The 22,538-nt window shown below is 71.4% G+C and carries 19 protein-coding genes; 18 read left to right on the forward strand and 1 reads right to left on the reverse strand.

The window, feature by feature from the left end:
• The first annotated feature begins 22 nt into the window (after positions 1 to 22).
• The 18 genes from AB0L65_RS29560 (at position 23) to AB0L65_RS29645 (ending at position 18,915) form a co-directional block, all read left to right on the forward strand.
• On the forward strand, positions 23 to 1,561 hold the full coding sequence (locus AB0L65_RS29560; protein ID WP_364251501.1) for a UDP-N-acetylmuramoyl-L-alanyl-D-glutamate--2,6-diaminopimelate ligase: 1,539 nt from the start codon (positions 23 to 25) through the stop codon (positions 1,559 to 1,561).
• The gene (gene murF / locus AB0L65_RS29565) at positions 1,561 to 3,387 is read left to right on the forward strand and encodes a UDP-N-acetylmuramoyl-tripeptide--D-alanyl-D-alanine ligase (RefSeq protein ID WP_364251504.1); all 1,827 of its coding nucleotides are present in this window, start codon (positions 1,561 to 1,563) and stop codon (positions 3,385 to 3,387) included. The genes AB0L65_RS29560 and murF overlap by 1 nt, the downstream gene beginning before the upstream one ends.
• The gene (mraY, locus tag AB0L65_RS29570; protein ID WP_364251507.1) at positions 3,384 to 4,442 is read left to right on the forward strand and encodes a phospho-N-acetylmuramoyl-pentapeptide-transferase; all 1,059 of its coding nucleotides are present in this window, start codon (positions 3,384 to 3,386) and stop codon (positions 4,440 to 4,442) included. Before murF ends, mraY begins: the two co-directional genes overlap by 4 nt.
• Complete coding sequence (gene murD / locus AB0L65_RS29575) at positions 4,439 to 5,815, forward strand: UDP-N-acetylmuramoyl-L-alanine--D-glutamate ligase (RefSeq protein ID WP_350729167.1); 1,377 nt, start codon at positions 4,439 to 4,441, stop codon at positions 5,813 to 5,815. Before mraY ends, murD begins: the two co-directional genes overlap by 4 nt.
• The gene (gene ftsW / locus AB0L65_RS29580; protein ID WP_364251511.1) at positions 5,799 to 7,073 is read left to right on the forward strand and encodes a putative lipid II flippase FtsW; all 1,275 of its coding nucleotides are present in this window, start codon (positions 5,799 to 5,801) and stop codon (positions 7,071 to 7,073) included. The genes murD and ftsW overlap by 17 nt, the downstream gene beginning before the upstream one ends.
• Before the next feature lie 12 nt (positions 7,074 to 7,085).
• Positions 7,086 to 8,162 (forward strand): undecaprenyldiphospho-muramoylpentapeptide beta-N-acetylglucosaminyltransferase, encoded by a 1,077-nt coding sequence (gene murG, locus AB0L65_RS29585; RefSeq protein ID WP_364251514.1) that lies wholly within the window; start codon positions 7,086 to 7,088, stop codon positions 8,160 to 8,162.
• Entirely contained in the window at positions 8,159 to 9,556 is a 1,398-nt protein-coding gene (murC, locus tag AB0L65_RS29590) for a UDP-N-acetylmuramate--L-alanine ligase (protein WP_364251517.1), read from the forward strand. Before murG ends, murC begins: the two co-directional genes overlap by 4 nt.
• Positions 9,557 to 9,714: 158 nt before the next feature.
• A complete protein-coding gene (locus AB0L65_RS29595) occupies positions 9,715 to 10,380 on the forward strand; it encodes an FtsQ-type POTRA domain-containing protein (protein ID WP_364251520.1) in 666 nt (221 codons plus the stop codon).
• 324 nt (positions 10,381 to 10,704) lie between these two features.
• A complete protein-coding gene (ftsZ, locus tag AB0L65_RS29600; protein WP_364251523.1) occupies positions 10,705 to 12,180 on the forward strand; it encodes a cell division protein FtsZ in 1,476 nt (491 codons plus the stop codon).
• 96 nt (positions 12,181 to 12,276) lie between these two features.
• On the forward strand, positions 12,277 to 12,969 hold the full coding sequence (locus tag AB0L65_RS29605; RefSeq protein ID WP_364251526.1) for a YggS family pyridoxal phosphate-dependent enzyme: 693 nt from the start codon (positions 12,277 to 12,279) through the stop codon (positions 12,967 to 12,969).
• A 139-nt stretch (positions 12,970 to 13,108) separates the two neighbouring features.
• Positions 13,109 to 13,609 (forward strand): cell division protein SepF, encoded by a 501-nt coding sequence (gene sepF, locus AB0L65_RS29610; protein ID WP_350729179.1) that lies wholly within the window; start codon positions 13,109 to 13,111, stop codon positions 13,607 to 13,609.
• Between the two features lie 80 nt (positions 13,610 to 13,689).
• Positions 13,690 to 13,977 (forward strand): YggT family protein, encoded by a 288-nt coding sequence (locus AB0L65_RS29615; RefSeq protein ID WP_350729181.1) that lies wholly within the window; start codon positions 13,690 to 13,692, stop codon positions 13,975 to 13,977.
• A gap of 107 nt (positions 13,978 to 14,084) precedes the next feature.
• On the forward strand, positions 14,085 to 14,954 hold the full coding sequence (locus tag AB0L65_RS29620) for a DivIVA domain-containing protein (protein WP_350729183.1): 870 nt from the start codon (positions 14,085 to 14,087) through the stop codon (positions 14,952 to 14,954).
• A 41-nt stretch (positions 14,955 to 14,995) separates the two neighbouring features.
• Positions 14,996 to 17,014, forward strand: coding sequence for a hypothetical protein (locus AB0L65_RS29625; RefSeq protein ID WP_364251529.1), 2,019 nt, complete (start codon positions 14,996 to 14,998; stop codon positions 17,012 to 17,014).
• Between the two features lie 46 nt (positions 17,015 to 17,060).
• Positions 17,061 to 17,393 carry a hypothetical protein gene (locus AB0L65_RS29630; RefSeq protein WP_364251532.1) on the forward strand — a complete coding sequence of 111 codons (333 nt, stop codon included), beginning with the start codon at positions 17,061 to 17,063 and terminating at the stop codon, positions 17,391 to 17,393.
• A gap of 511 nt (positions 17,394 to 17,904) precedes the next feature.
• Entirely contained in the window at positions 17,905 to 18,231 is a 327-nt protein-coding gene (locus AB0L65_RS29635; RefSeq protein ID WP_363963697.1) for a PadR family transcriptional regulator, read from the forward strand.
• Entirely contained in the window at positions 18,228 to 18,584 is a 357-nt protein-coding gene (locus tag AB0L65_RS29640) for a DUF1048 domain-containing protein (RefSeq protein ID WP_364251535.1), read from the forward strand. The genes AB0L65_RS29635 and AB0L65_RS29640 overlap by 4 nt, the downstream gene beginning before the upstream one ends.
• A 1-nt stretch (position 18,585) precedes the next feature.
• Positions 18,586 to 18,915 (forward strand): DUF1048 domain-containing protein, encoded by a 330-nt coding sequence (locus AB0L65_RS29645; RefSeq protein ID WP_364251538.1) that lies wholly within the window; start codon positions 18,586 to 18,588, stop codon positions 18,913 to 18,915.
• Positions 18,916 to 19,331: 416 nt separating this feature from the next.
• On the opposite strand, the gene ileS is transcribed toward AB0L65_RS29645, so the two are convergent.
• Positions 19,332 to 22,478 carry an isoleucine--tRNA ligase gene (gene ileS / locus AB0L65_RS29650; protein ID WP_364251541.1) on the reverse strand — a complete coding sequence of 1,049 codons (3,147 nt, stop codon included), beginning with the start codon at positions 22,476 to 22,478 and terminating at the stop codon, positions 19,332 to 19,334.
• Positions 22,479 to 22,538 lie beyond the last annotated feature (60 nt).

Genomic DNA, 22,538 nt, shown 5'->3' on the forward strand with positions numbered 1-22,538 from the left:
CGCCGTGCGTCCCCCGTCGTCTATGCGTCCTACGACCAGCCCGCCCCGCCCGCTGACCGGGCTCGCGACCATGCTCGACGCCGACTCAGGCACGTCGCGGTCGCCTCATGCCGCCCTGACCGGCGTCACCATCGACTCCCGCGACGTCAGTCGCGGAGATCTCTACGTGGCGTTGCCCGGCAAACAGGCCCACGGAGCCGCCTTCGCCGCCGAGGCGATGGCGAAGGGGGCGGTGGCGGTGCTCACCGACCGCGCCGGCCGCGACGAGGCCGTCGCGACCGGGCTGCCGGTGCTGATCGTGCCCGACCCGCGCGCCCTGCTCGGGCAGATCTCCTCCTGGGTGTACGGGCAGCCGGCCCACGACATCCAGATCCTCGGAGTCACCGGCACCAGTGGCAAGTCCACCACCACGTTCATGATCGAGGCCGGCCTGCGGGCGGCCGGGCACCGGGCCGGCCTGGTGGGCGGCGTCGAGATCCGCGCCGGCGAGGCGCGTTTCCGGCCCACGCTCACCACGCCCGAGGCGCCGCAGCTGCACGGCCTGTTCGCCCTGATGCGCGAGGAAGGCGTCAGCGCGGCCGTCATGGAGGTCTCCAGCCACGCCCTGGCGCTCGGCAGGGTCGACGGGATCTTCTACGACGTCGCCCTGTTCACCAACCTCTCCCAGGACCACCTCGACTTCCACAAGGACTTCGAGGACTACTTCGCGACCAAGGTGCGGCTGTTCCAGCCGGAGCTGAGCCGGGTCGGCGTGACCAACATCGACGACCGCTACGGGCGGGAGCTGCTCGACCTGGCGAAGGTGCCGATGACCACGTACTCGGCGCTGGGCGACCCGGAGGCCGAGTGGCGGGCGCTGGACGCCCGGCTGGGCGCCGACGGCAGCGCGTTCAGGGTCGTGGGGCCCGGCGGGGTCGAGGCGGACGCGCAGATCGCGCTGCCGGGGCCGTTCAACGTCGCCAACGCGCTCGGCTCCATCGTCACGCTCGTCGAGGCCGGGGTGCCGCTGCACACCGCCGTGCACGGCGTGGGCACGCTCACCGGGGTTCCCGGGCGCATGCAGCGGATCACGGCTGCGGGAGACGAGTTCCAGGCCGTCGTGGACTACTCCCACAAGCCCGGCGCCGTGGAGTCGGTGCTGCGCTCGCTGCGGTCCGTCACGGCGGGCACGCTGACGATCGTGCTCGGCTGCGGCGGCGACCGCGACAAGGGCAAACGGCCCGTCATGGGCGAGCTCGCCGCCCAGCTGGCGGATGTGGCCATTTTCACGAGCGACAATCCGCGCTCGGAGGATCCGCTGGCCATTCTCGTGACGATGATGGAGGGAGCGCTCCGCGTTCCGCAGCACGACCGCGCTCATGTGATCATTGAGCCCGACCGCGCGGCCGCCATCGGCCTGGCGATCGCCCGGGCCGGGCAAGGCGACGTGATCGTCGTGGCCGGCAAGGGTCATGAGCAGGGTCAGTACATTTCAGGCGAAGTGATCCCCTTCGACGACCGTGAGGTGGTCGCGGAGGCGATCGCCGCACGCGAGGAAAGCACGGAAAGCAGGAAGCACTGATGATCCCCTTGCCTCTGGCCAGGATCGCCGAGATAACCTCGGGCGCCCTGACGGGCATGGCCGATCCCCGCGCGGTCGTCCGCGGGCCCGTCGTGATCGACTCGCGGGCCGTAGAACCGGGATCGCTGTTCGTGGCCATCAAGGGCGCGCGCGTCGACGGCCACGACTACGCCGCGCAGGCGATCAGGGCCGGAGCCGTCGCCGTGCTGGCCACCAGGCCGGTCGAGGGACCCGCGGTGATCGTGCCCGACGCCGCCGCCGCGCTGGCCGAGCTGGCCACCGCCCAGGCGGCCGCGCTGCCCAAGGTCACCGTGATCGGCGTGACCGGCTCGGCGGGCAAGACCAGCACCAAGGACCTGCTGGCGCGGCTCACCGCCCGCGTCGGGCCCACGATCGCCCCCGTCGGCAGCTTCAACAACGAGCTCGGACACCCGCTGACCGTGCTGCGGGCCGACCTCGACACCCGCTTCATGGTGCTGGAGCTGGCCGCGCGCAACATCGGCCACATCAAGGACCTGACCCGCATCGCGCCGCCGGAGATCGGCGTGGTGCTCAACGTCGGCACCGCGCACCTCGGCGTCTTCGGCGGTAAGGAGGCCATCGCCAAGGCCAAGGGCGAGCTGGTCGAGGCGCTGCCGCGCACCGGCGTGGCCGTCCTGAACGCCGACGACCCGCTGGTGCGGGCCATGGCCTCGCGCACGGACGCGCGGGTCACGTTCTTCGGCCGGGGCGAGTCGGCCTCGATCCGCGCAGAGAGTGTCACGGTCGACGCCCGCGGGCGGGCCTCCTTCACGCTGCGCACGCCTTCGGGGTCCGCGCCCGTGTCGCTCCAGCTGTACGGGGAGCACGCCGTCGACAACGCCCTGGCCGCCGCCGCGGCCGGTTACGAGCTGGGCCTGCCGGTGGCGACCATCGCCGCCGAGCTGTCGCAGGCCACGCCGCTCAGCCGGTGGCGGATGGAGGTCACGGACCGGGCCGACGGGGTGACGGTCGTCAACGACGCGTACAACGCCAATCCCGACTCGATGCGGGCGGCGTTCGCGGCGTTCGAGGTGTTGGGCCGGGGACGGCGGCGCTTCGCCGTCATCGCGGCGCTGCGCGAGCTGGGCGAGGAGGGCCCCGTGCTCAACGCGGAGCTGGGCCGGCTGGCCGGCGGCTCCGGTCTGGCCGGGCTCATCGTGGCCGGCCCCGACGCGGGCCCGGTGCTGGAGGGGGCCTCCGCCGCCGCGGCGGAGGCGCAGGCGGCCGCTCAGGCGGCCCTGGACGCCCAGGCGGCGGCCCACGCCGCGGCCGGGGTCCCGCAGGCGCCCGTCCCCCACCAGGAGGCGCCTCAGGGCTGGCACGGGCCTTCCCCCGACCAGGGCTGGCACGGGCCCGCTCAGGACCAGGGCTGGCATGGACCGGCTCAGGACCAGGGCCGGCACGGGCCGTCCCCCGAGCAGGGGGCCCCGCAACCCGGCTGGCAGGCGCCGGACGCCGGTGGCGTGCCGCCGCAGGGATGGCAGGCTCCTCCGGCGGGTGGACCCGTGCCCGGGCAGCCGCCGGTGGGCGGGCCTCCCATGGGCGCGGCTCCCTTCGGCGGCGTGCCCGCCGGGCCGCCCGCGGGCGGGCCTCACCTGGGCGGGCCGGTGGCCGGGGCGCCGCCCGGTGGCGGGGCCGCGTATCCTGCGCAGGCGATGCGAATTGTGCACGTGCCCGATGCCGAGGCGGCCGCGGCCGAGCTGGCCGGATGGCTGCGGCCGGGTGACGCGGTGCTGGTGAAGGGACCGAGAGCCATGGGTCTGGAACGGACGGCCGAGCTCGTGCTCGGAGGTGCCGCTCAGTGACCGAAATCATCATCGCCGGTGCGGTGGGCCTGATCCTCTCGATGCTGGGCACCCCGCTGGCGATCCGGCTGTTGTCGCGGCGCGGCTACGGCCAGGAGATCCGTGAGGACGGCGTGCAGGCCCACCTCGGCAAGCGGGGCACCCCCACGATGGGCGGCATCGTGTTCGTGCTGGCCTCGCTGCTCGCCTACGGCGCCTCCCACCTGGCCACCTTCGCCCCGCCCACCGTGTCGGGCATGCTGGTGCTGTTCCTGATGACGGGGCTCGGCGCGGTCGGGTTCCTCGACGACTTCATCAAGATCTACAAGCAGCGCAGCCTCGGCCTCCGCAGCGGCGCCAAGGCGCTCGGCCAGCTCGTCGTCGGCGCGGTCTTCGCGTTCCTGGTGGTCCGCCAGCCGAACATCTACGGCATCACCCCCGCCGAGACCCGGGTGTCGTTCCTGCGGGACATCGGCCCGTCGATCGGCATCGTCGGGTTCACGATCTGGGTGCTCTTCATGATCGTCGGGTTCTCCAACGCGGTGAACCTCACCGACGGTCTCGACGGTCTGGCCAGCGGCGCGACCGGCGTCGTGCTGGCCGCGTACGTGCTGATCGGCAACTGGCAGCTGCGCAACAACTGCATCGACCAGCTCGGCCCCAACTGCTACTGGGTGCGCGACCCGCTCGACCTGGCCGTGGTGGCCGCGGCCGTGCTCGGGGCGCTGATCGGGTTCCTGTGGTGGAACGCCCCGCCCGCCCGCATCTTCATGGGCGACACCGGCTCGCTGGCCCTGGGCGGCGTGCTGGCCGGCCTGGCCATCGCCACCCGCACCCAGCTCCTGCTGATCATCCTGGCCGGCCTGTGCGTGATCATCACCCTGTCGGTCATCATCCAGGTCGGGTTCTTCAAGATGACCGGGAAACGGGTGTTCAGGATGGCGCCGTTGCAGCACCACTTCGAGCTGAAGGGCTGGGCCGAGACCACGATCGTGGTCAGGTTCTGGCTGGTCGCGATGCTCTGCTCGGCCCTCGGGCTCGGGCTGTTCTACGTCGAGTGGATGCCCAAGCCATGAGTGTCACGTGCGTGGCCGGGCTCGGCGTGTCCGGCACCGCCGTGGCGCGGGTGCTGGCCGAGCGCGGCGAGCGCGTCGTGGTCGTGGAGGCGGTGGAGGGCGAGCGCCAGCTCGCCGCCGCCGCCGAGCTGGCCGCGGCGGGCGTGGAGACCCGCTTCGGCGCGATGGAGATCCCGGAGGGCGTGACCCGCCTGGTCACCACCGGCTGGGCGCCGCACCACCCGCTGATCGCCGCCGCGCTCGAGGCGGGCGTCGAGGTCGTGGGGGAGGTGGAGCTGGCCTGGCGGCTGCGCCCGGCGCAGGCGGCCCCGTGGCTCGCGCTGACCGGCACCAACGGCAAGACCACCGCCGTACGCATGCTGACCTCCATCCTGCTGGCCGCCGGGCACAAGGCCCTGGCCGTCGGGAACGTGGGCGTCCCCGTGGTGCGGGCCGTCGCCGAGCCGTACGACGCGCTGGCCGTCGAGCTGTCCAGCTTCCAGCTCCACTGGTCCAGCACGCTGGCCCCGCACGCCGCGGCCATCCTCAACGTGGCCCCCGACCACCTCGACTGGCACGGCTCCATGGAGGAGTACGCCGCCGCCAAGGGCCGCATCTTCGAGCGGGCCGCGCACGTGATCTACAACGCCGACGATCCCGAGGCCACGAGGCTGGCCGCGCCCTATCCGGGAGCGGTCGGGTTCACGCTGCGGGTGCCCAGGCGCGGCGAGATCGGCGTCGTGGAGGACCTGCTGGTCGACCGGGCGTTCGTGGCCGATCCCGTGGAGGCGGCCGAGGAGCTGGCGACACTGGAGGACGTACGGCCCTTCGCGCCGCACAACGTGGCCAACGCGCTGGCCGCCGCCGCCCTGGCCCGCTCGCTCGGCGTACCGTCGGAGGCGGTGCGCCAGGGGCTGCGCGACTTCGTGCCCGACCCCCACCGCCTCGCCCACGTCGACCGGGTCGGCGAGGTCGACTACATCGACGACTCCAAGGCGACCAACCCGCACGCCGCCGCCGCGGCGCTGGCCTCGTACCCGTCGATCGTGTGGGTCGCGGGCGGGCAGCTCAAGGGCGCGGACGTCGACGACCTGGTACGCCAGGCGGCCCCCAGACTGCGCGGAGCGGTGCTGCTCGGGGCAGATCGGGACAGGATCGCCGAAGCCATCGCGCGACACGCGCCGAATGTCCCCGTCGTGGACATCGCTGATCGGGACACTGGTGCGATGGAAAGAGTCGTCACCGAAGCCGCCCGGCTGGCCTCGCCCGGGGACACCGTGCTGCTCTCCCCGGCGGGGGCCTCGCTCGACATGTTCGCCAACTACCCGGCGCGGGGGGAGGCCTTCGCGCGCGCCGTACGCGAGCTGAGGCTGCGACGTGAGCGCGAACGCTGAGGAGCCGCGCGCCGTCGAGGGGCCGGGCGGCTGGGCGCGGGAGCAGCTCGGGTCGCTGAAGGAGCTGCTCGACAAGCCGCTGACGACGTACTACCTGATCATCATGTGCAGCGCGCTGCTGCTCGCGCTCGGCCTGATGATGGTGCTGTCGGCCTCCAGCGTCGAGGCGCTGCAGAAGACCGGCAGCCCGTTCTCGTGGTTCTTCAAGCAGTCGCTGTCGGCCGCGGTGGGCCTGCCGGTGATGTGGGCCTGCTCACGGCTGCCGGCCAAGTTCTTCCGCTGGGCCGGCTACCCCATGATGGCGCTGTCGATCCTGGCGCTGGTCATGGTGCTGTTCATCGGCTCGTCCGAGCTGGGCGCGCAGCGGTGGATCTACATCGGCCCGTTCACCCTCCAGCCGTCCGAGCCGGCCAAGCTCGGGCTCGTGCTGTGGGGGGCCGACCTGCTCGCCAGGCGGGCGCGGCAGGGCCGCATCGAGTGGCGGCAGCTGCTGATCCCGCTCATGCCCGGCACCGCGATCCTGGCCGTCATGGTCATGCTCGGCCGCGACCTGGGCACCACGCTGGTGCTGTTCATGATCTTCCTGGCGCTGCTGTGGGTGGTGGGGGCGCCGATCAAGCTGTTCGGCGGCATCCTGTCGCTGGCGGTGCTCGCCGCGGTCATCATGATCAAGGTGGAACCGTACCGGATGGCGCGCATCGGGGCCTACCTCAACCCGTGGGCCGACGCGCAGAACGCCGGATACCAGGCCGTGCAGGGCCAGATCGCGATGGGCTCGGGCAGCTGGTTCGGGCTCGGACTCGGCGCGAGCCGCCAGAAGTGGAACTGGCTGCCCCACGGCGAGAGCGACTTCATCTTCGCCATCCTCGGCGAGGAGCTCGGGCTGATGGGCACGCTGATGGTGGTGGCGCTGTTCGGGCTGCTCGGGTACGCCGGGCTGCGCGTCGCCGTCCGCGTCAACGACCCCTTCACCAGGCTCGCCGCCGCCGCCATGGTGGCCTGGATCGTCGGGCAGGCGACCGTCAACATGGGCGCCGTGCTCAGCGTCCTGCCGATCACCGGCATCCCCCTGCCGCTGGTCTCGTACGGCGGCTCCTCGTTGCTGCCCACGCTCGCCGCGCTCGGCATGCTGCTGTCGTTCGCCAAACGCGAGCCTGGCGCGAGGGAGGCCTTGAAGGCTCGTGGCCCCGGACCGGCCGCCCGGGCCCTAAGCTGGCTTGGCCTGGGGGGTACGACCAAAGGCCGAGCGACACGTTAGGGAGTGACCGAGATGAGGGTGGTCCTCGCCGGTGGTGGGACGGCCGGGCACATCGAGCCCGCGCTCGCCCTTGCGGACGCGCTGCGCCATCTTGACCGGAGCGTCGGCATCACCTGCATGGGCACCGAGCGCGGTTTGGAGACGAGGCTGGTGCCCGCCAGGGGCTACGAGCTGGCGCTGGTGCCGGCCGTGCCGCTGCCAAGGGCGATCACTCCGAGCCTGCTCACCGTGCCGGGCCGGCTGGCCGGGGCGATCAACGCCGCGGCCGGCATACTCGACCGGGTCCAGGCCGACGTCCTCGTGGGCTTCGGCGGCTACGTCGCGACCCCCGCCTACCTGGCGGCCAAGCGGCGCGGCGTGCCGATCGTCGTGCACGAGGCCAATCCGCGCCCAGGCCTGGCCAACCGGCTGGGCGCCCGGCTCACCGAGCACGTCTTCACCGGCTTCCCCGAGGCCGCGATGCCCAAGGCCGAATACATCGGCACCCCGCTGCGCCGCGAGATCGTCACGCTCGACCGGCTGTCGGCGGGCGACAAGGCGCGCTCCTGGTTCGGGCTGGAGAACGACCGGCCGACGCTGCTGGTCTTCGGCGGCTCGCAGGGCGCCAGGTCGCTCAACCAGGCCGCGCTCGCCGCCGCGCCCGTGCTGCGCAGCGCGGGCGTGCAGGTGCTCCACGTGCTCGGCCCGAACAACGCCGTCGACCGCGAGCCGCCGCCGGGCGACCCGCAGTACGTGCTGCTGCCCTACGTCGACCGCATGGACGTCGCCTACGCGGCCGCGGACTTCGCGCTGTGCCGCGCCGGCGCGCTGTCGTGCGCGGAGCTGACCGCGGTGGGGCTGCCGGCCGCGTACGTGCCGCTGCCGCACGGCAACGGCGAGCAGGCCATCAACGCCGGGCGCATCGCCCGGGGCGGCGGCGGCCTGATGGTCGACGACGCCCAACTGACACCCGAATGGATCATCCACAACGTGCTGCCCATCCTCCGTGACCCCGAGCGGGTCGCGGCCATGTCGGAGGCCGCCTCCAGACTTGGCCGGAAGGACGCCGATATCATGCTTGCCCGGAAAGTGTTGGAGATAGCCCGATGAGTCTCGTCAAGCTGGTCGATCCCATTGCCGTAGCGGATCTGGGGCGGGTGCACTTCATCGGCATCGGCGGCGCGGGCATGTCGGGCATCGCCCGCATCCTCCTCAAGCGCGGCGTACGGGTGTCCGGCAGCGACGCGCGCAGCTCCGAGCTGATCACCGAGCTCCGCGAGCTGGGCGCCACGGTCCACATCGGCCACGCCGCCTCGCACATCAAGGACGTCGACACCGTGGTCGTCTCCACCGCCATCCGCGACTCCAACCCCGAGCTGGGCGAGGCGCTCAAGCAGGGGCTGCGGATCATCCCGCGGGCCGCCGCGCTGGCCTCCGTCATGGCCGGGCGCACCGCCGTGGCCATCGCGGGCACCCACGGCAAGACCACCACCAGCTCGATGCTGACCGTGGCCCTGCAGAAGTGCGGCGCCGACCCGTCCTACTGCGTGGGCGGGCAGCTCGTCACCACCGGGCTCGGCGCCGACGAGGGGCAGGGCCAGGTGTTCGTGGCCGAGGCCGACGAGAGCGACGGCTCCTTTCTCATGCTCGCGCCCGACATCGCGGTGGTGACCAACGTCGAGGCCGACCACCTCGACAACTACGGCGACCCGGGGGCCGTGCACGCCAGCTTCGCCCGCTTCGCCGAGCGGGTGGGCTCGCTGCTGATCGCGTGCGCCGACGACCCGGGCGCCGCCGAGCTGGCGCACCGGGCGCGCGAGCGGGGGCTGCGGGTCAAGACGTACGGGGTCGAGGGCGAGGACTACCGCGTGAGCGGGATCAGGCCCGACGGGTTCGGCACGGTCTTCGGCATCGAGGGCAGGGGCGAGGTCCGGCTGGCCGTCCCCGGGGCGCACAACGCGCTCAACGCCACCGCGGTGATCGCCGTGGCCGACGAGCTGGGGCTGCCCTTCGAGGAGATCAGAGAGGGGCTGGGGGCCTTCACGGGGGCCAAGCGGCGCTTCGAGGCCAAGGGCGAGGCCGGCGGCATCGCGGTCTTCGACAGCTACGCCCACCACCCGACCGAGCTCACCGCCGACCTGAAGGCCGCCCGCGACGTGGTCGCCTCCTACTCCGGCCACGGCCGGGTCATCGCGATCTTCCAGCCGCACCTCTACTCGCGCACCCGGTTCTTCGCCGACGAGTTCGGCGCGGCGCTCGCGCTGGCCGACGAGGCCATCGTGCTCGACGTCTACGGGGCCCGCGAGGATCCGGAGCCGGGCGTCTCGGGCGCGATGGTGGCCGGGAAGGTGCCGCTGCCTCCGGAGCGGGTCGCGTACGCGCCCGACCGGGCCCTGGTGCCCGCGATGGTGGCCGAGCGGGCGCGGCCCGGCGACATCGTGCTCACCATGGGCGCGGGCGACGTCACGGAGCTCGGCCCCCAGATCGTGGCCCGCCTCTCCTGACACCCCTGCGGGCTGACGGCGCGCGAGCACCGACGGGAGCGCGGTGCGTCCCGTTGGGGGGCGTTTGGGCGTGGCGCGCGGTGCCGTGCGGCGCGTCGGCGTAGGTTCTGTGCCGACGCCCGGGGGCCGGAAACCCCGGGGCCGACATGGGGAGGGCGATGAAGGCGAGGACCGCGTTCCTGGGGCTGCTGACGGCGGGAGTGGTGGGCACGGCCGCCTGGCTGGTGTTCTTCTCACCCGTGCTGGGCGTGCGCTCGATCGAGATCGTGGGAAATCTCACAGTGCCGAGCGAGCGCATCAAACAGCAGGCCGGCGTGCCGGACCTCCATCCCCTCGCCACCGTCAACCTCGCCGACGTCGAGACCCGCGTGCTGGGCATCAGACAGCTCGCCAAGGCGAAGGTGGACCGGATCTGGCCGGGCACGCTCAAGATCGAAGTGGTCGAGCGCGAGCCCGTCGCCGCGATCCCCGCGGGCGGCAAGGTGGCGATCGTCGACAAGCAGGGCGTGGTGATCGAGGTCAGGTCCGCGGCGCCGCCCATGCTGCCGGTGCTCAAGGTCGACAACCCCGCCGTCGGCGACCCGGCCATGATGGCGGCGCTGCAGGTCATCCAGGCGGTCCCGGGCGTGCTGGCGCCCAAGGTCCGGGAGGTCCGCGCGGGCACGGCCGAGGGCGTGACCCTGCTGCTGTCCGACGGGCGCACCGTCATCTGGGGCGGCGCCGACCGTCCCAAGGAGAAGGCGCGCATTATTACATCGCTGCTCAAACGAGAAAAAGCCACGGTGTACGACGTCAGCTCCCCGGACGTGGTGACGCTGAAGTGATCAAGACTGGGCAAGTGCGCGGCAACGGCATCGCCCAGCTTGTGCGAGGTGGGGGTCGCGGCGTGAGAGCCTTAAGTCGTACGTCGGGCCAGGAGCCCCCGACCAGGCGCGACTTCGGAGCGAAACGGACAGCCCGCGACACGCCGGACGTGCTTGCGGCGCGGTTAGTTGACCCGCCAGGTAGGGGACTCCTACTGTCCGTATCAATCCTCAGGTTGACATAAATCTAAATCTCAACCTGAGGTTGAGAGTTACCCGAAGTGACAAAAAGCGGAGACAATCCGCACCGAAATGGCAAGTCAACGAGCGGAAAGGCCCCTCGTCGTGGCAGCACCGCAGAACTACCTCGCGGTCATCAAGGTCGTCGGCATCGGCGGCGGCGGAGTCAACGCCGTCAACCGGATGATCGAGGAGGGACTCAAGGGCGTCGAGTTCATCGCGATAAACACCGACGCCCAGGCGCTGCTGATGAGTGACGCCGATGTGAAACTCGACGTGGGCCGTGAGCTCACGCGCGGACTGGGCGCGGGCGCCAACCCCGACGTGGGGCGCAAGGCGGCCGAGGACCACCGCGAGGAGATCGAGGAGGTCCTCAAGGGGGCCGACATGGTCTTCGTCACGGCCGGCGAGGGTGGTGGCACCGGCACGGGCGGCGCGCCCGTCGTGGCCAACATCGCCCGGTCGCTCGGCGCGCTCACCATCGGCGTCGTGACCCGGCCGTTCAGCTTCGAGGGACGGCGCAGGGCCATGCAGGCCGAGGCCGGCATCGAGACGCTGCGCGACGAGGTCGACACGCTGATCGTGATCCCCAACGACCGCCTGCTGTCGATCTCCGACCGGCAGGTGAGCGTGCTGGACGCGTTCAAGGCGGCGGACCAGGTGCTGCTGTCCGGTGTCCAGGGCATCACCGACCTGATCACCACCCCTGGTCTGATCAACCTCGACTTCGCCGACGTCAAGTCGGTCATGTCGGGCGCCGGTTCCGCCCTCATGGGCATCGGCCACGCCCGCGGCGACGACCGTTCGGTGGCGGCGGCGGAGATGGCGGTCTCCAGCCCGCTGCTGGAGGCCAGCATCGACGGCGCCCACGGCGTGCTGCTGTCGATCGCGGGCGGCTCCGACCTCGGTCTGTTCGAGATCAACGAGGCCGCGCAGCTCGTGTCCATGGCGGCCGCGCCGGACGCCAACATCATCTTCGGTACGGTCATCGACGACGCGCTCGGCGACGAGGTCCGCGTGACGGTGATCGCGGCCGGGTTCGACGACGTGCCGCCTCCGGTGGAGAAGCCGCTGCCCCGGCCGGCGAGCCGTCCCGCCGCCCCGCCGGCCGCGCCGCCCGTGTCGTCGCCTGTGCGGCCGAGCGTCGCGTCCCCCAGTGTGAAGTCGGAGCAGCCCGGGCTGCGCCCTGAGCCGCGTGCTGAGGTGCGTCCGGAGCCGCGTACGGACTTCCGGCCCGAGCCGCGTACGGACTTCCGTCCGGAGCCGCGGGCCGAGTTCAGGGCCGATCCCCGGCCGGAGCCGCGCGCGGAGTTCAGGGCGGATCCCCGCCCGGAGCCCCGTCCCGAGCCGCCGCGCCCGGAGCCGGTGCGTCCGGTGGAGTCGGCGCAGATCCCCGGGTCCGTCGACGACGAGCCGCTGGCCGACGAGCCGTCCGGCCCCGTCTCCATCCCCCGGCCCACGCCCGAGCCCGCCAACCCGCCCACGCCCATCACCTCCCGCATGTCGGAGCCCGCCAAACGTCCTCGGGTGGTCTTCGAGGAACAGGAAGAGGAGCTCGACGTCCCCGACTTCCTCAAATAGCCCGGTAGCCTGACGCCGCTCTCCGGCAGGGATCCGGGAGCGGCGCCGTCGTGCGCTGGGCGTACCGCACGGGCGTGTAGTGAAAGGGAGGGCCACGTGAGAAGGGACGAGATCGCGGCCGGGCTCGCCGAGGTCGACACGCGCATCGCGGCGGCCTGCCGCGCGGTGGGTCGTGACCGGGGCGAGGTCACGCTGATCGCCGTCACCAAGACCCGCCCGGCCGAGGACGTGCGCATCCTGGCGGAGTTGGGGGTGCGCGACGTCGGCGAGAACCGGGACCAGGAGGCCGCGCCCAAGGCGCACGAGCTTGCGGACCTGCCGCTGACCTGGCATTTCGTCGGCCAGCTGCAGACGAACAAGGTCCGCTCGGTCGTCGCGTACGCCGACGTGATCCACTCCGTCGACCGGCTCCGGCTGGTGGAGGCGATCAGCAAGGAGGCGGTCCGCCAGGGCCGCAGGGTCGGCTGCCTCATCCAGGTCGCGCTCGACGACGACCCCGAAAGGGGCGGCGCCCGCGCCGCGGACGTGCCGGAGCTGGCCGACGAGGTGGCGCTGGCCGAAGGTCTGTGGCTGGGCGGCATCATGGCCGTGGCGCCGCTGGGGGAGGAGCCCGCCAAGGCGTTCGCCAGGTTGCGTGACGTGGCCACGCGCCTGGAGGAGCAGCACCCGCGCGCCACGATGATTTCGGCCGGTATGAGCGAGGACCTCGCGGAAGCCATCGCGTACGGCGCGACACACGTGCGGGTCGGTACGGCGTTGCTCGGTCGTCGCAAGCCCTTCGTCAGGTAATGTCCCCTCAAGTGGGTCTTCAGGCCCATGACCAAGTAGAGGTCGATCAGCGGTGAGCTCCAAGGGGGTACGGCTACCGCCTCGGGATCCGGCGACGGGCTCGAGCGAGTGCGACCGTGAGCAGGAGGACGACGTAGCGATGGCCGGCGCGATGCGCAAGATGGCGGTCTACCTCGGTCTCGTGGAGGACGACCGCTACGAGAGGTACGAAACCTACCCGGACGACTACGCCTACGAGGACGAGGTGCAGCGGCCCGGCGACGAGCGGCCCGTAGCGGTCCAGGAACGCGACGAGGAGCCCGAGGCGGGGGTGCCCGCGCCCAGGCCCGCCACGACGATCCTGGAGCGCCGCACGACGGATCTGGCCCGCATCACGACACTCCACCCCCGGACGTACAACGAGGCGCGTACCATCGGAGAGCACTTCCGAGACGGCACCCCGGTCATCATGAACCTGACGGAGATGGTTGACAGCGACGCCAAGCGTCTAGTCGATTTCGCGGCAGGTCTGGTCTTTGGCCTACATGGCAGCATTGAACGTGTTACCAACAAGGTGTTCCTGTTGTCCCCTGCCAATGTCGAGGTGACCGCCGAGGACAAGGCCCGAATCGCGGAACGCGGGTTCTTCAATCAGAGTTAGAGTCTCTGTATGTCTATCGCACCCAACCGGGTCTCGCCGAGACCGGGAGGGCACATCGGGAGTGGAGGCGCGGCCGGGCCGTGGGGATCGTAAGCCAGATCTTGGTCGTAGTCCTGTCTCTCTACCTGGTGCTGCTCATCGGCAGAATGATCTTCGAGACGGTCCAGGCTTTCGCCCGTCAGTGGCGCCCCTCCGGCATCGTCCTGGTGCTGGCCGAAGCCACTTACACCGCAACTGACCCACCTCTCAAGTTCCTCCGCCGTTTCATTCCCCCGCTCCGGTTGGGTACGGTGGCCTTTGACCTAAGCTTCACTGTCCTGTTCATCGCCGTGCTGCTGCTGATCCAGATCGTGGGGATGCTGCGATGACGGGGGCGGTGTGGCGCAGGTCGTGATCCAACTCGTGTCCGCGCTGAAGTGATTCGGGTTACCGTCCCTCCGGACAGACTCCAAAGCGCGCCAAGGAGACCAAAAAAATGCCGCTGACGCCCGCTGATGTGCGGAACAAGCAGTTCAGTACCACCCGGCTGCGGCCGGGCTACGACGAGGAAGAGGTCGACGCCTTCCTCGACGAGGTGGAGGCTGAGCTCGACCGTCTGATCCAAGAGAACGAAGAGCTCCGCGCCAAGCTGGCCGAGTGCCTGCGGGGGAAGGTGCCGGGCGGCATGAACATGCCCATGGCCTCCGCCCCGGTCCAGGAGCAGCCCAAGCCCGAGATGATGGCTCCGCCGCCCCAGCCGGAGCCCATGCGCGCCCCCGAGCCGCCGCCTGTGCAGCAGCCGGTCCCCGTCATGAACATGCCTCCCGCCGAGGACAACATGGACACGGCGGCCCGCGTGCTCGCCCTCGCCCAGCAGACCGCCGACCAGGCGATCTCCGACGCCCGCCGGGAGGCGGACGAGACGGTCACCCGCGCCCGCCGCGAGGCCGACGAGATCCTCACCAAGGCACGCCGCCAGGCCGAGCAGGTCATCGGCGACGCCCGCGCCCGCGCCGAGACGCTCGAGCGTGACGCGCAGGAGCGCCACCGCCAGGCGATGGGCTCGCTGGTGCAGACCCGCGACGAGCTCGAGCGCAAGGTCGAGGAGCTGCGCAGCTTCGAGCGCGAATACCGCAGCAGGCTCAAGCTCTACCTGGAAAACCAGCTCGCCGAGCTCAACGTCTCCGCTGAGGGCAGCGGTGGGTTCCCGGTGATGTCCGGTGGTCCGGCGGGTCAGGCTCCCGCGATGTCGCACGCCGTGTCGCAGGGCCAGCCGCCGCTTCCCGGTGGTCCCAGCCCGTTCGGCGGCGAGGCTCCCCAGGGTGTCTTCCCCGGCGGTGACGGTCCCCACAACGACCGCCGGTAAAGTAGCGGGTCACTAGGACCTGTCACTCGAAAGAGCCCCCTGTGATCCTTATCAGTGCTGGTTTGGTGCTCGCGGCGGTCGTGTTGCTGATCGCGGGCTTCGTACTGGCTAAGCCGTTCCTGATCATGTGGTCCATCGTGGTCAGCGTGCTGTCCGCGCTGTTCCTCGTGATCGGGGCGTTCCTGCGGCGAAACGAGCTTTTTCCCGGTGGTGGGCAGGCCGCTGCGCCGGCCACCCCCCCGAAGGGGCTCATGCCGCCGGGCCCCGGCTCGCCGTACAGCCAGACCGGCCCCATGGGTCACCAGCCCCCACCGCGACCCCACCCGCATCCGCAGACACCGCAGCGGACGGCGACCGTTCCCGCCGCCGCACCCCGCCGCCCCGCGGCGAGCGGCATCTCGCCGGATGCGATCGTGTTGGTGATCCCCGGACGCAAGCGCTACCACGTGTCCGGCTGCCGACAGCTGAGCGGCCGGGACAACGAGGAGCTCACGTACGAGGAGGCACGCGAGGAGGGCTTCACGCCCTGCACGGCGTGCCTGCCTGACGCCGCGCTCGGCGGACGGCAGCTGCCGCCTGCCGCCGACCCCGAGCCCGTCGTCGCCCCCGGCGCCGCCGTCACGGCGGCGAGCCGGGCGGAAGACTCCACGGAGACCCGCGACGTACGTCCGCCGGTCGCCCCGCCGAAGCCTGCCGCGAAGGCTTCCACCCCCGACCCGGAGCCCGCCTCCCGCGAGGAAGGCGCCACCGCGTGGTTCGGCCGCCCGTCCACCTCCTCCGCCGCCGAATCGGATGACGATCAGGCGGACGCGGAGACTTCATATTTCCGGCCGCCGCCTTCCGCGCGCAGGCCCGGCTCGCCCTCCGCCCCTCCGGAAGGTCCCGCCACGGGAGCCCCCGGCAAGGCCGGAGCACCCGCGGCCAAGCCTTCGCAGCGCACCGGCTCGCCGGAACAGCCCGGCGCCAAGCCCGGCCGTCCCACGGACACACCCCGTCCGTCCGGCACCAAGCCCGGCCAGCCCGGCCAGTCCGGCCAGTCCACCGGCTCGCCCGAGCAGCTCGGCACCAAGCCCGGCCGACCTGGCGACAAGCCTGGGCAGACCGGCGGCCCGTCGCCGAAGCCGGGATCGACTGGCGCCCGTCCGGGACACCCCGCCGGTGGGCCCTCTTCGAAGGCGACCGACGAGGACGATTCCGCAGGGCCCGCCACGGCACCGCAGCCGCGCGTGACCTCTTCCGGGACGCCGGTCCGCCCTGGACCCTCGGGTGGGGCCTCCGGGCCGTCACAGCGTCCTTCTGGGGCCGCCAAGACGCCTGCCACGGCGGGGGAGAGCGCGACGGTGCCGGAGCGGCCCGCGTCCTCCGCCGAGTCGGAGGCCAAGCCCAAGGGCCCGCTGCCCCCAGGCCCCGGCACGAGCGCCGCACGCCCTTCCGGCACGGGCTCGGCCACCAAGCCTTCGACAACGGAGAAGTCCGGCCCTGACCGCCCGTCAGCCCCTGACCGTCCGTCGGCCTCCGATCGGCCGTCCGCCTCTGACCGTCCGTCCGCGTCTGGGCGGCCCTCTGCGGCGAGTGGCCCGGCAAAGGCGGGCACGTCCGGCGGCGCGAGCCCGAAACCCGGGACCTCCGGCACCGGCGGGCCTGCCGGCTCGGGGGCGAAGTCCGGCACGCCCGGCACGGCGACGGGTTCGACGCCCGGATCCGCCGGCTCGGGCTCCAAGGACGACGCCACTTCCACCAAGCCAGATGTCTTCAAGGGCGAGGGGAGCGGCTCGACGCCCAAGCCCGGGACCCCGGCCAAGACCACCAAGCCTGAGGCCTCCGGCTCGGCCAAGGCCGATGCCACGTCCAGCGGCTCCTCGGGTGGCGCTGAGGGCAAGGACGAGCGTTCCGGCACGGTGAAGGTCATCATCGGCACCCGCCGCTACCACAGCACCGCGTGCCCGTTGATCAGGGGCGCGGGGGAGTCGGGCGTGGAGACGATGACGCTCGCCGCGGCGGAGGCGGCCGGGCTGACGAGCTGCTCGGTGTGCCAGCACGACCGCGAGACGGTCAGCTGAGAGCCCGCCTCCCACCTGGCCGAGCACGGCCGCAGGCGAATCGCTCGTGTCCTCGGGAGCGCCGCAGTACTCCTTCGTCCGACGGCGCGAGCTCGGGGTCACGCGGGCACTCGGTGAACGCGGCATCGACGGGGACGACGCGCAGATGCTGATCCACGTCGAGGCCACCGAGCAGGACGGCCATCTCGCGGCGCGGCAGGCGCTGACACTGCGGCCCCGGCCGGACGGCGTCATCATCGACAACCCGCGCCAGGTGATGGCTTCCGCCGGGGCCGCGGCCGACCTCGGTGTGTTCCCGGCCGCACCGCCGTCACCCGCCGCCACCGCTCCGTCACCGCCGTTATCGGCTACGACCTCCGCGCCAATGCGGAGTTCATGATTCCCCGGGTCATCGATCGGTCTCGGCGACATCTCGGCGCAGGAGATCGACGTGATCCGGAACGCGGCCCCCGGCGAGGGGCTGCCGGCGGTCCAGGAGCAGGGTTTCGCCCTTACCCCGCGAGAATCCTGCGGCCACGCGGCATCGACGGCTTGATGGTGCCGCTGTAGGGCGGAGCGGTCTTCTTGACGCCGCTGTCGGCGGCGGCCCATCCGATCATCCCCGGGCGGCGTGTCGGACGTTGGAGTTCCTCCTCGGTGTGGCGCTGACGCCTTCACGAGCTGTGGCCGGTCCGTACCGCGTCCGGCGCAAACCGCCCTCACCTGCGCCGACGCCTCCTGCAAGGCGCTCCCGGAAGGGTCATCGGCCGGGTCGGGCACTCGTGTAAGCGCGGCGCCGATGGTTCGAATCGCTTCCGTGCTCCGTGCGCGGAATAGTCCACTACTCCGTGGTACCGTGTACTGGTACTCGGTAGCACCGAGTACCAAGGGAAGGCGGAAGAGGACCCACGATGGACGGCCTGACAGAGATGCTGAAGGGCACGCTTGAGGGCTGCGTGCTGGAAATCATCGGCAGCGAGGAGACCTACGGGTACGCCATCACGCGTCGGCTGAACGAACTGGGCTTCGCCGACGTCGTCGAGGGGACGGTTTACACCATCCTGTTGCGGCTGGAGAAGAACGGGCTCGTCCAGGTGACGAAACGACCGTCCGGGCTGGGCCCGCCGCGCAAGTTCTATGAGCTCAACGAGGCGGGGCGCGAAGAACTCGCGACGTTCTGGGCGAAATGGGAGTACATCACATCGCGGATCGACAAGCTCAAGGAGGGCGGGAGATGAACTTCTGGGAGGCCATGACAGGCAGCGATCTCACCAGGGAATGGAAGGCGTTCGAAGCTCGGGCCGAGGCATTGCCGGCCGACTACCGGGCGGCGTGGGAAGAGATCAAGGGTCATCTTTTTCCCTACGGGGACTTCACGGGTCGAAACCTGATGCCGATTCTCGACGGTGCTCTGGGGCTGCTCGAAGAGACGGCGGCCGATGGGCGGAGCATTCACGAGGTGCTGGGGGACGACATCGGGGGCTTCTGCGCGGCGCTGGCCGGCGGAGAAGGGGCCCGGAGCTATCGCGACCGGTGGCGCGAGCAGTTGAACAGGAACGTCGCAAGGAAATTGGGCCGGCTAGGAGGCTGACGTGGGCATCCAAGACATCATCGAGGGCAAGAAGCAGTGGCGGGCGCACATGGCGCGGGTCAAGGCGCTCCCGCCGGACTACCAGATCGTCTACAAGGAGATTCAGAAGTACTTCTTCAAGGTAGGACCGACCGACTTGCTTGACGGTCCCCTGCTCTCAGGGATCGTCGACTTCTTCGAGGAGGGCGTCGCGGCCGGCAAGGGAGTGCTGGAACTCATCGGCGACGACGTCGCCGCCTTCTGCGACGACCTGATCAAGGACTCGCGTACCTTCGCGGACATCTATCAGGAGTCCATCAGCGGAGAACCCGGCGGCACGGCCGAGAGGTAGCACCTGTCGACCCGGCTTTGAACACGAGCTGCCCGGTCGGTGCCTCGGTCATCTTCGATCTGAACGCCAGCCCCTCACCGGCGCGGCCCGTCGATGTCTCCACCGGCTCCTGCGGGGCCATTAATGAACACGGTGCCATCCTTCGCAAGGACGCCCCGGCTGCGGGTCCCGCGCGGACAGCGCTCTGCGTGCCTGTGACGGCGCCCGTCCGGGTGGGCGATGCGATCCCGCTTGGGTGGCGCGGGGCGCGATGGGGCTGTGCTTCGCGGAGGGCGCCGGGGGCGTGCTTCGGGGGAGGGCGGTGGGCCGTGAGGAGGCGGCCCACCGGACAGGGGGCGGGGCGTGAGGGGCGTCCCAGCACGGGGGTGGGCGGCGGTGGGGCGGGTTGTGAGGGCGCCCCACCGCCATCGTGCGTGTCAGGCGCGGCGGAGGTGGAAGGTCAGGGACAGGTCCTCGTCCGTGTGGGACGGGAGGTCCGTCGCCGTTCCTTCCGTGACCGTCGTCGCCAGGACCTCCTCCGCCACCACGTGCCCCTCGGTGCGCAGGGCCGTGGCGAGCTCAGGGGAGGACGTGGTCCACCACAGGTCGATGCGGTCCGTGATCGACAGGCCGGTCGACTTGCGGGCGTCCTGGACCAGGCGGATGACCTCGCGCAGGAGACCGGCGCGACGCAGCTCGTCGGTGAGCTCCAGGTCCAGGGCCACCGTCTCGCCCGTGCCGGTGCCGATGGCGCCCGTCTCCACCGCCCAGCCCGAGCGGGGCTGCTCGTTGACGATCACGTCGTCCGGGCCGAGCATGATCTCGCCCAGCTCGTCCGCCTCCACCATGACCGTGGATCCCGAGCGGAGGGCCCGGGCCACGCGGGTGGCGTCGGCGGCGGCCACGGCGGCCGCGACGAGCTTGGTCTGGGAGCCGAAGCGCTTGCCCAGGGCCCGGAAGTTGGGCTTGACCGAGTAAGTCACGAGATCGGCGCTAAATCCGGACATGTCTTCGAGGGTGTGGACGTTCAGCTCGTCCGCCACCAGACCCCGGAGCTCCCCGGGCAGCGACGGCCAGCCGTGTGCCCCCACCAGGGCGCGGCGGAGCGGCTGGCGGGTCTTGACGCCCGACGAGGCGCGGGCCGAGCGGCCCAGCTCCACCAGGCGGCGTACGAGGGCCATCTGGTCGGACAGCACCGGGTCCAGCAGGTCCTCGCGCACCTCCGGCCAGTCGGCCAGGTGCACCGAGGAGGGCGCGTCGGAGGAGCGCAGGACGTCCCAGAGGTAGTCGGTGATGAACGGCGTGACGGGGGCCATCAGCCGCGTCACCGTCTCCAGGCACTCGTAGAGCGTCGCGAACGCCTCAGGCGACCCCTGCCAGAACCGGCGGCGCGAGCGGCGCACGTACCAGTTGGACAGGTCGTCGAGGAAGTCCGCCAGGCGGCGCCCGGCGCGCTGGGTGTCGTACTCGTCCAGCGACGCCGTGACGTCGGCCACCGTCCTGTGCAGCTCGGCCAGCACCCAGCGGTCGAGCAGCGGGCGCTCGGCCGCGGGCGTGGCCTGCGCGAGCATGTCCGGCGACCAGGACTCGGCGTTGGCGTACAGGGTGAAGAACGACGAGGTGTTCCAGAGCGTCAGCAGGACCTTGCGGACGATCTCCTCGAGGGTGTTGTGCCCCACCCGGCGCGACGCCCACGGCGAGCCCGAGCAGGCCATGAACCACCGCAGCGCGTCGGCCCCGTGCTGGTCCATGAGCGGGATCGGCTCGAGGATGTTGCCCAGGTGCTTGCTCATCTTGCGGCCGTCCTCGGCCAGGATGAGGCCGAGGCAGAGCACGTTCTCGTAGGAGGACTGGCCGAAGACCAGCGTGCCGACGGCCATCAGCGAGTAGAACCAGCCGCGCGTCTGGTCGGTGGCCTCGCAGATGAACTGCGCCGGGTAGACGCCCTCCGGCTTGCCGCGCTCGCCCCACTGGGCGAACGGCATGGAGCCGGAGTCGTACCAGGCGTCGATGACGTCCGGCACGCGGCGCGCGAGGGCGCCGCACGACGGGCAGTCGAAGCTCACGTCGTCCACGAACGGGCGGTGCGGGTCGAGCGCCGAGATGTCCTGCCCCGCCAGCCCGCCCAGCTCCTCCAGCGAGCCGACGCACGTCACGTGGGACTCGTCCGCCGAGCACACCCACAGCGGCAGCGGCGTGCCCCAGTAGCGCGAGCGCGACAGCGACCAGTCGACGTTGTTGCGCAGCCACTCGCCGAACCGGCCCCACTTGATCGTCTCGGGGTACCAGTTGGTGCCGGCGTTGTCGGACAGCATCTTGTCCTTGACCGCGGTGGTGCGGATGTACCAGGACGGGAGCGCGTAGTAGAGCAGCGGGGTGTGGCAGCGCCAGCAGTGCGGGTAGCTGTGCTCGAAGTGGCCGCCGCGGTAGAGCAGCCCGCGGGCGCGCAGGTCCTCGGTCAGCTCCTCGTCGGCGTCCTTGAAGAACCGGCCGCCGACCATGGGCACGTCGTCGAGGAAGCGGCCGTCGGGGCCGATCGGGTTGACGACGGGCATGTCGTACTGCCTGATCACGGCCATGTCGTCGGCGCCGAAGGCCGGGGCCTGGTGGACCAGGCCGGTGCCGTCCTCGACCGTGACGTACTCGCCGAGCACGACGTAGTGGGCGCCGGGGATGTCGACCAGGTCGAACGGGCGGGAGTACGCGGTGTGCTCCAGCTCGCGGCCCGTGTAGCGGGCCACCTCGGTCGCGCCCTCGCCGAGGACCGACAGCAGCGGCTCGGCGACCACCAGGACCTCGCCGTCCGCGGTGCGGGCCGCGACGTACGTCACGTCGGGGTGCACGGCGACGGCCGTGTTGGACACGAGGGTCCACGGCGTGGTCGTCCACACCAGGAGCGCGGCGCCCAGCTCGGCCAGCGGCCCGGCGGTCACCGGCATGCGGACGTAGACCGACGGGCTGGAGACGGTCTCGTAGCCGCCGGGCTGGCCCAGCTCGTGGTCGGACAGCCCCGTGCCGCAGCGCGGGCAGTACGGCGTGATGCGGAAGTCGCGGAACAGCAGCCCCTTGTCCCAGATGACCTTCAGCGACCACCAGACCGACTCGATGTAGGACGGGTCCATGGTCCGGTACGCCTGGGACAGGTCGATCCAGTAGCCCATGCGCTCGGTCAGCTGCTCGAAGGCGTCGACGTGGCGCAGCACCGACTCGCGGCACTTGGCGTTGAACTCGGCGATGCCGTATTCCTCGATGTCCTTCTTGCCGGTCAGGCCCAGCTCGCGCTCCACGCCGACCTCGACGGGCAGGCCGTGGCAGTCCCATCCGGCCTTACGCGGGACGCTGAATCCGCGCATGGACTTGTAGCGCGGGAACAGGTCCTTGAACACCCGCGCCTCGACGTGGTGCACGCCGGGCAGGCCGTTCGCGGTGGGCGGGCCCTCGTAGAAGACCCAGGACGGGTTTCCGGAGTTCTGCTCCACGGAGCGCTCGAAGATCTTCCCGTCCCGCCAGCGGTCGAGGACCTCGCGCTCGAGCGCGGGCAGGTTGACCTGCGCGGGAAGAGAGCGGAAAGATGGCGAAGACATTTCGGGTGTGACCTCCACGCTTGATCGGCCGGTAGGGCGAGCGTGAAGGGACGAAGCCAT

The organism is Nonomuraea sp. NPDC052116, from assembly GCF_040680035.1.
GTDB lineage: Bacteria > Actinomycetota > Actinomycetes > Streptosporangiales > Streptosporangiaceae > Nonomuraea > Nonomuraea angiospora_A.

What these genes read in the sequence shown, in the direction of transcription:
- murF (WP_364251504.1), top strand. Translation starts at nt 1,561, where the DNA reads ATGATCCCCTTGCCTCTGGCCAGGATCGCCGAGATAACCTCGGGCGCC.
- AB0L65_RS29640 (WP_364251535.1), top strand. Translation starts at nt 18,228, where the DNA reads ATGAACTTCTGGGAGGCCATGACAGGCAGCGATCTCACCAGGGAATGG.
- sepF (WP_350729179.1), top strand. Translation starts at nt 13,109, where the DNA reads ATGGCCGGCGCGATGCGCAAGATGGCGGTCTACCTCGGTCTCGTGGAG.
- AB0L65_RS29560 (WP_364251501.1), top strand. Translation starts at nt 23, where the DNA reads ATGCGTCCTACGACCAGCCCGCCCCGCCCGCTGACCGGGCTCGCGACC.
- murC (WP_364251517.1), top strand. Translation starts at nt 8,159, where the DNA reads ATGAGTCTCGTCAAGCTGGTCGATCCCATTGCCGTAGCGGATCTGGGG.
- AB0L65_RS29620 (WP_350729183.1), top strand. Translation starts at nt 14,085, where the DNA reads ATGCCGCTGACGCCCGCTGATGTGCGGAACAAGCAGTTCAGTACCACC.
- murG (WP_364251514.1), top strand. Translation starts at nt 7,086, where the DNA reads ATGAGGGTGGTCCTCGCCGGTGGTGGGACGGCCGGGCACATCGAGCCC.
- ileS (WP_364251541.1), bottom strand. Translation starts at nt 22,478, where the DNA reads ATGTCTTCGCCATCTTTCCGCTCTCTTCCCGCGCAGGTCAACCTGCCC.
- AB0L65_RS29635 (WP_363963697.1), top strand. Translation starts at nt 17,905, where the DNA reads ATGGACGGCCTGACAGAGATGCTGAAGGGCACGCTTGAGGGCTGCGTG.
- murD (WP_350729167.1), top strand. Translation starts at nt 4,439, where the DNA reads ATGAGTGTCACGTGCGTGGCCGGGCTCGGCGTGTCCGGCACCGCCGTG.
- AB0L65_RS29595 (WP_364251520.1), top strand. Translation starts at nt 9,715, where the DNA reads ATGAAGGCGAGGACCGCGTTCCTGGGGCTGCTGACGGCGGGAGTGGTG.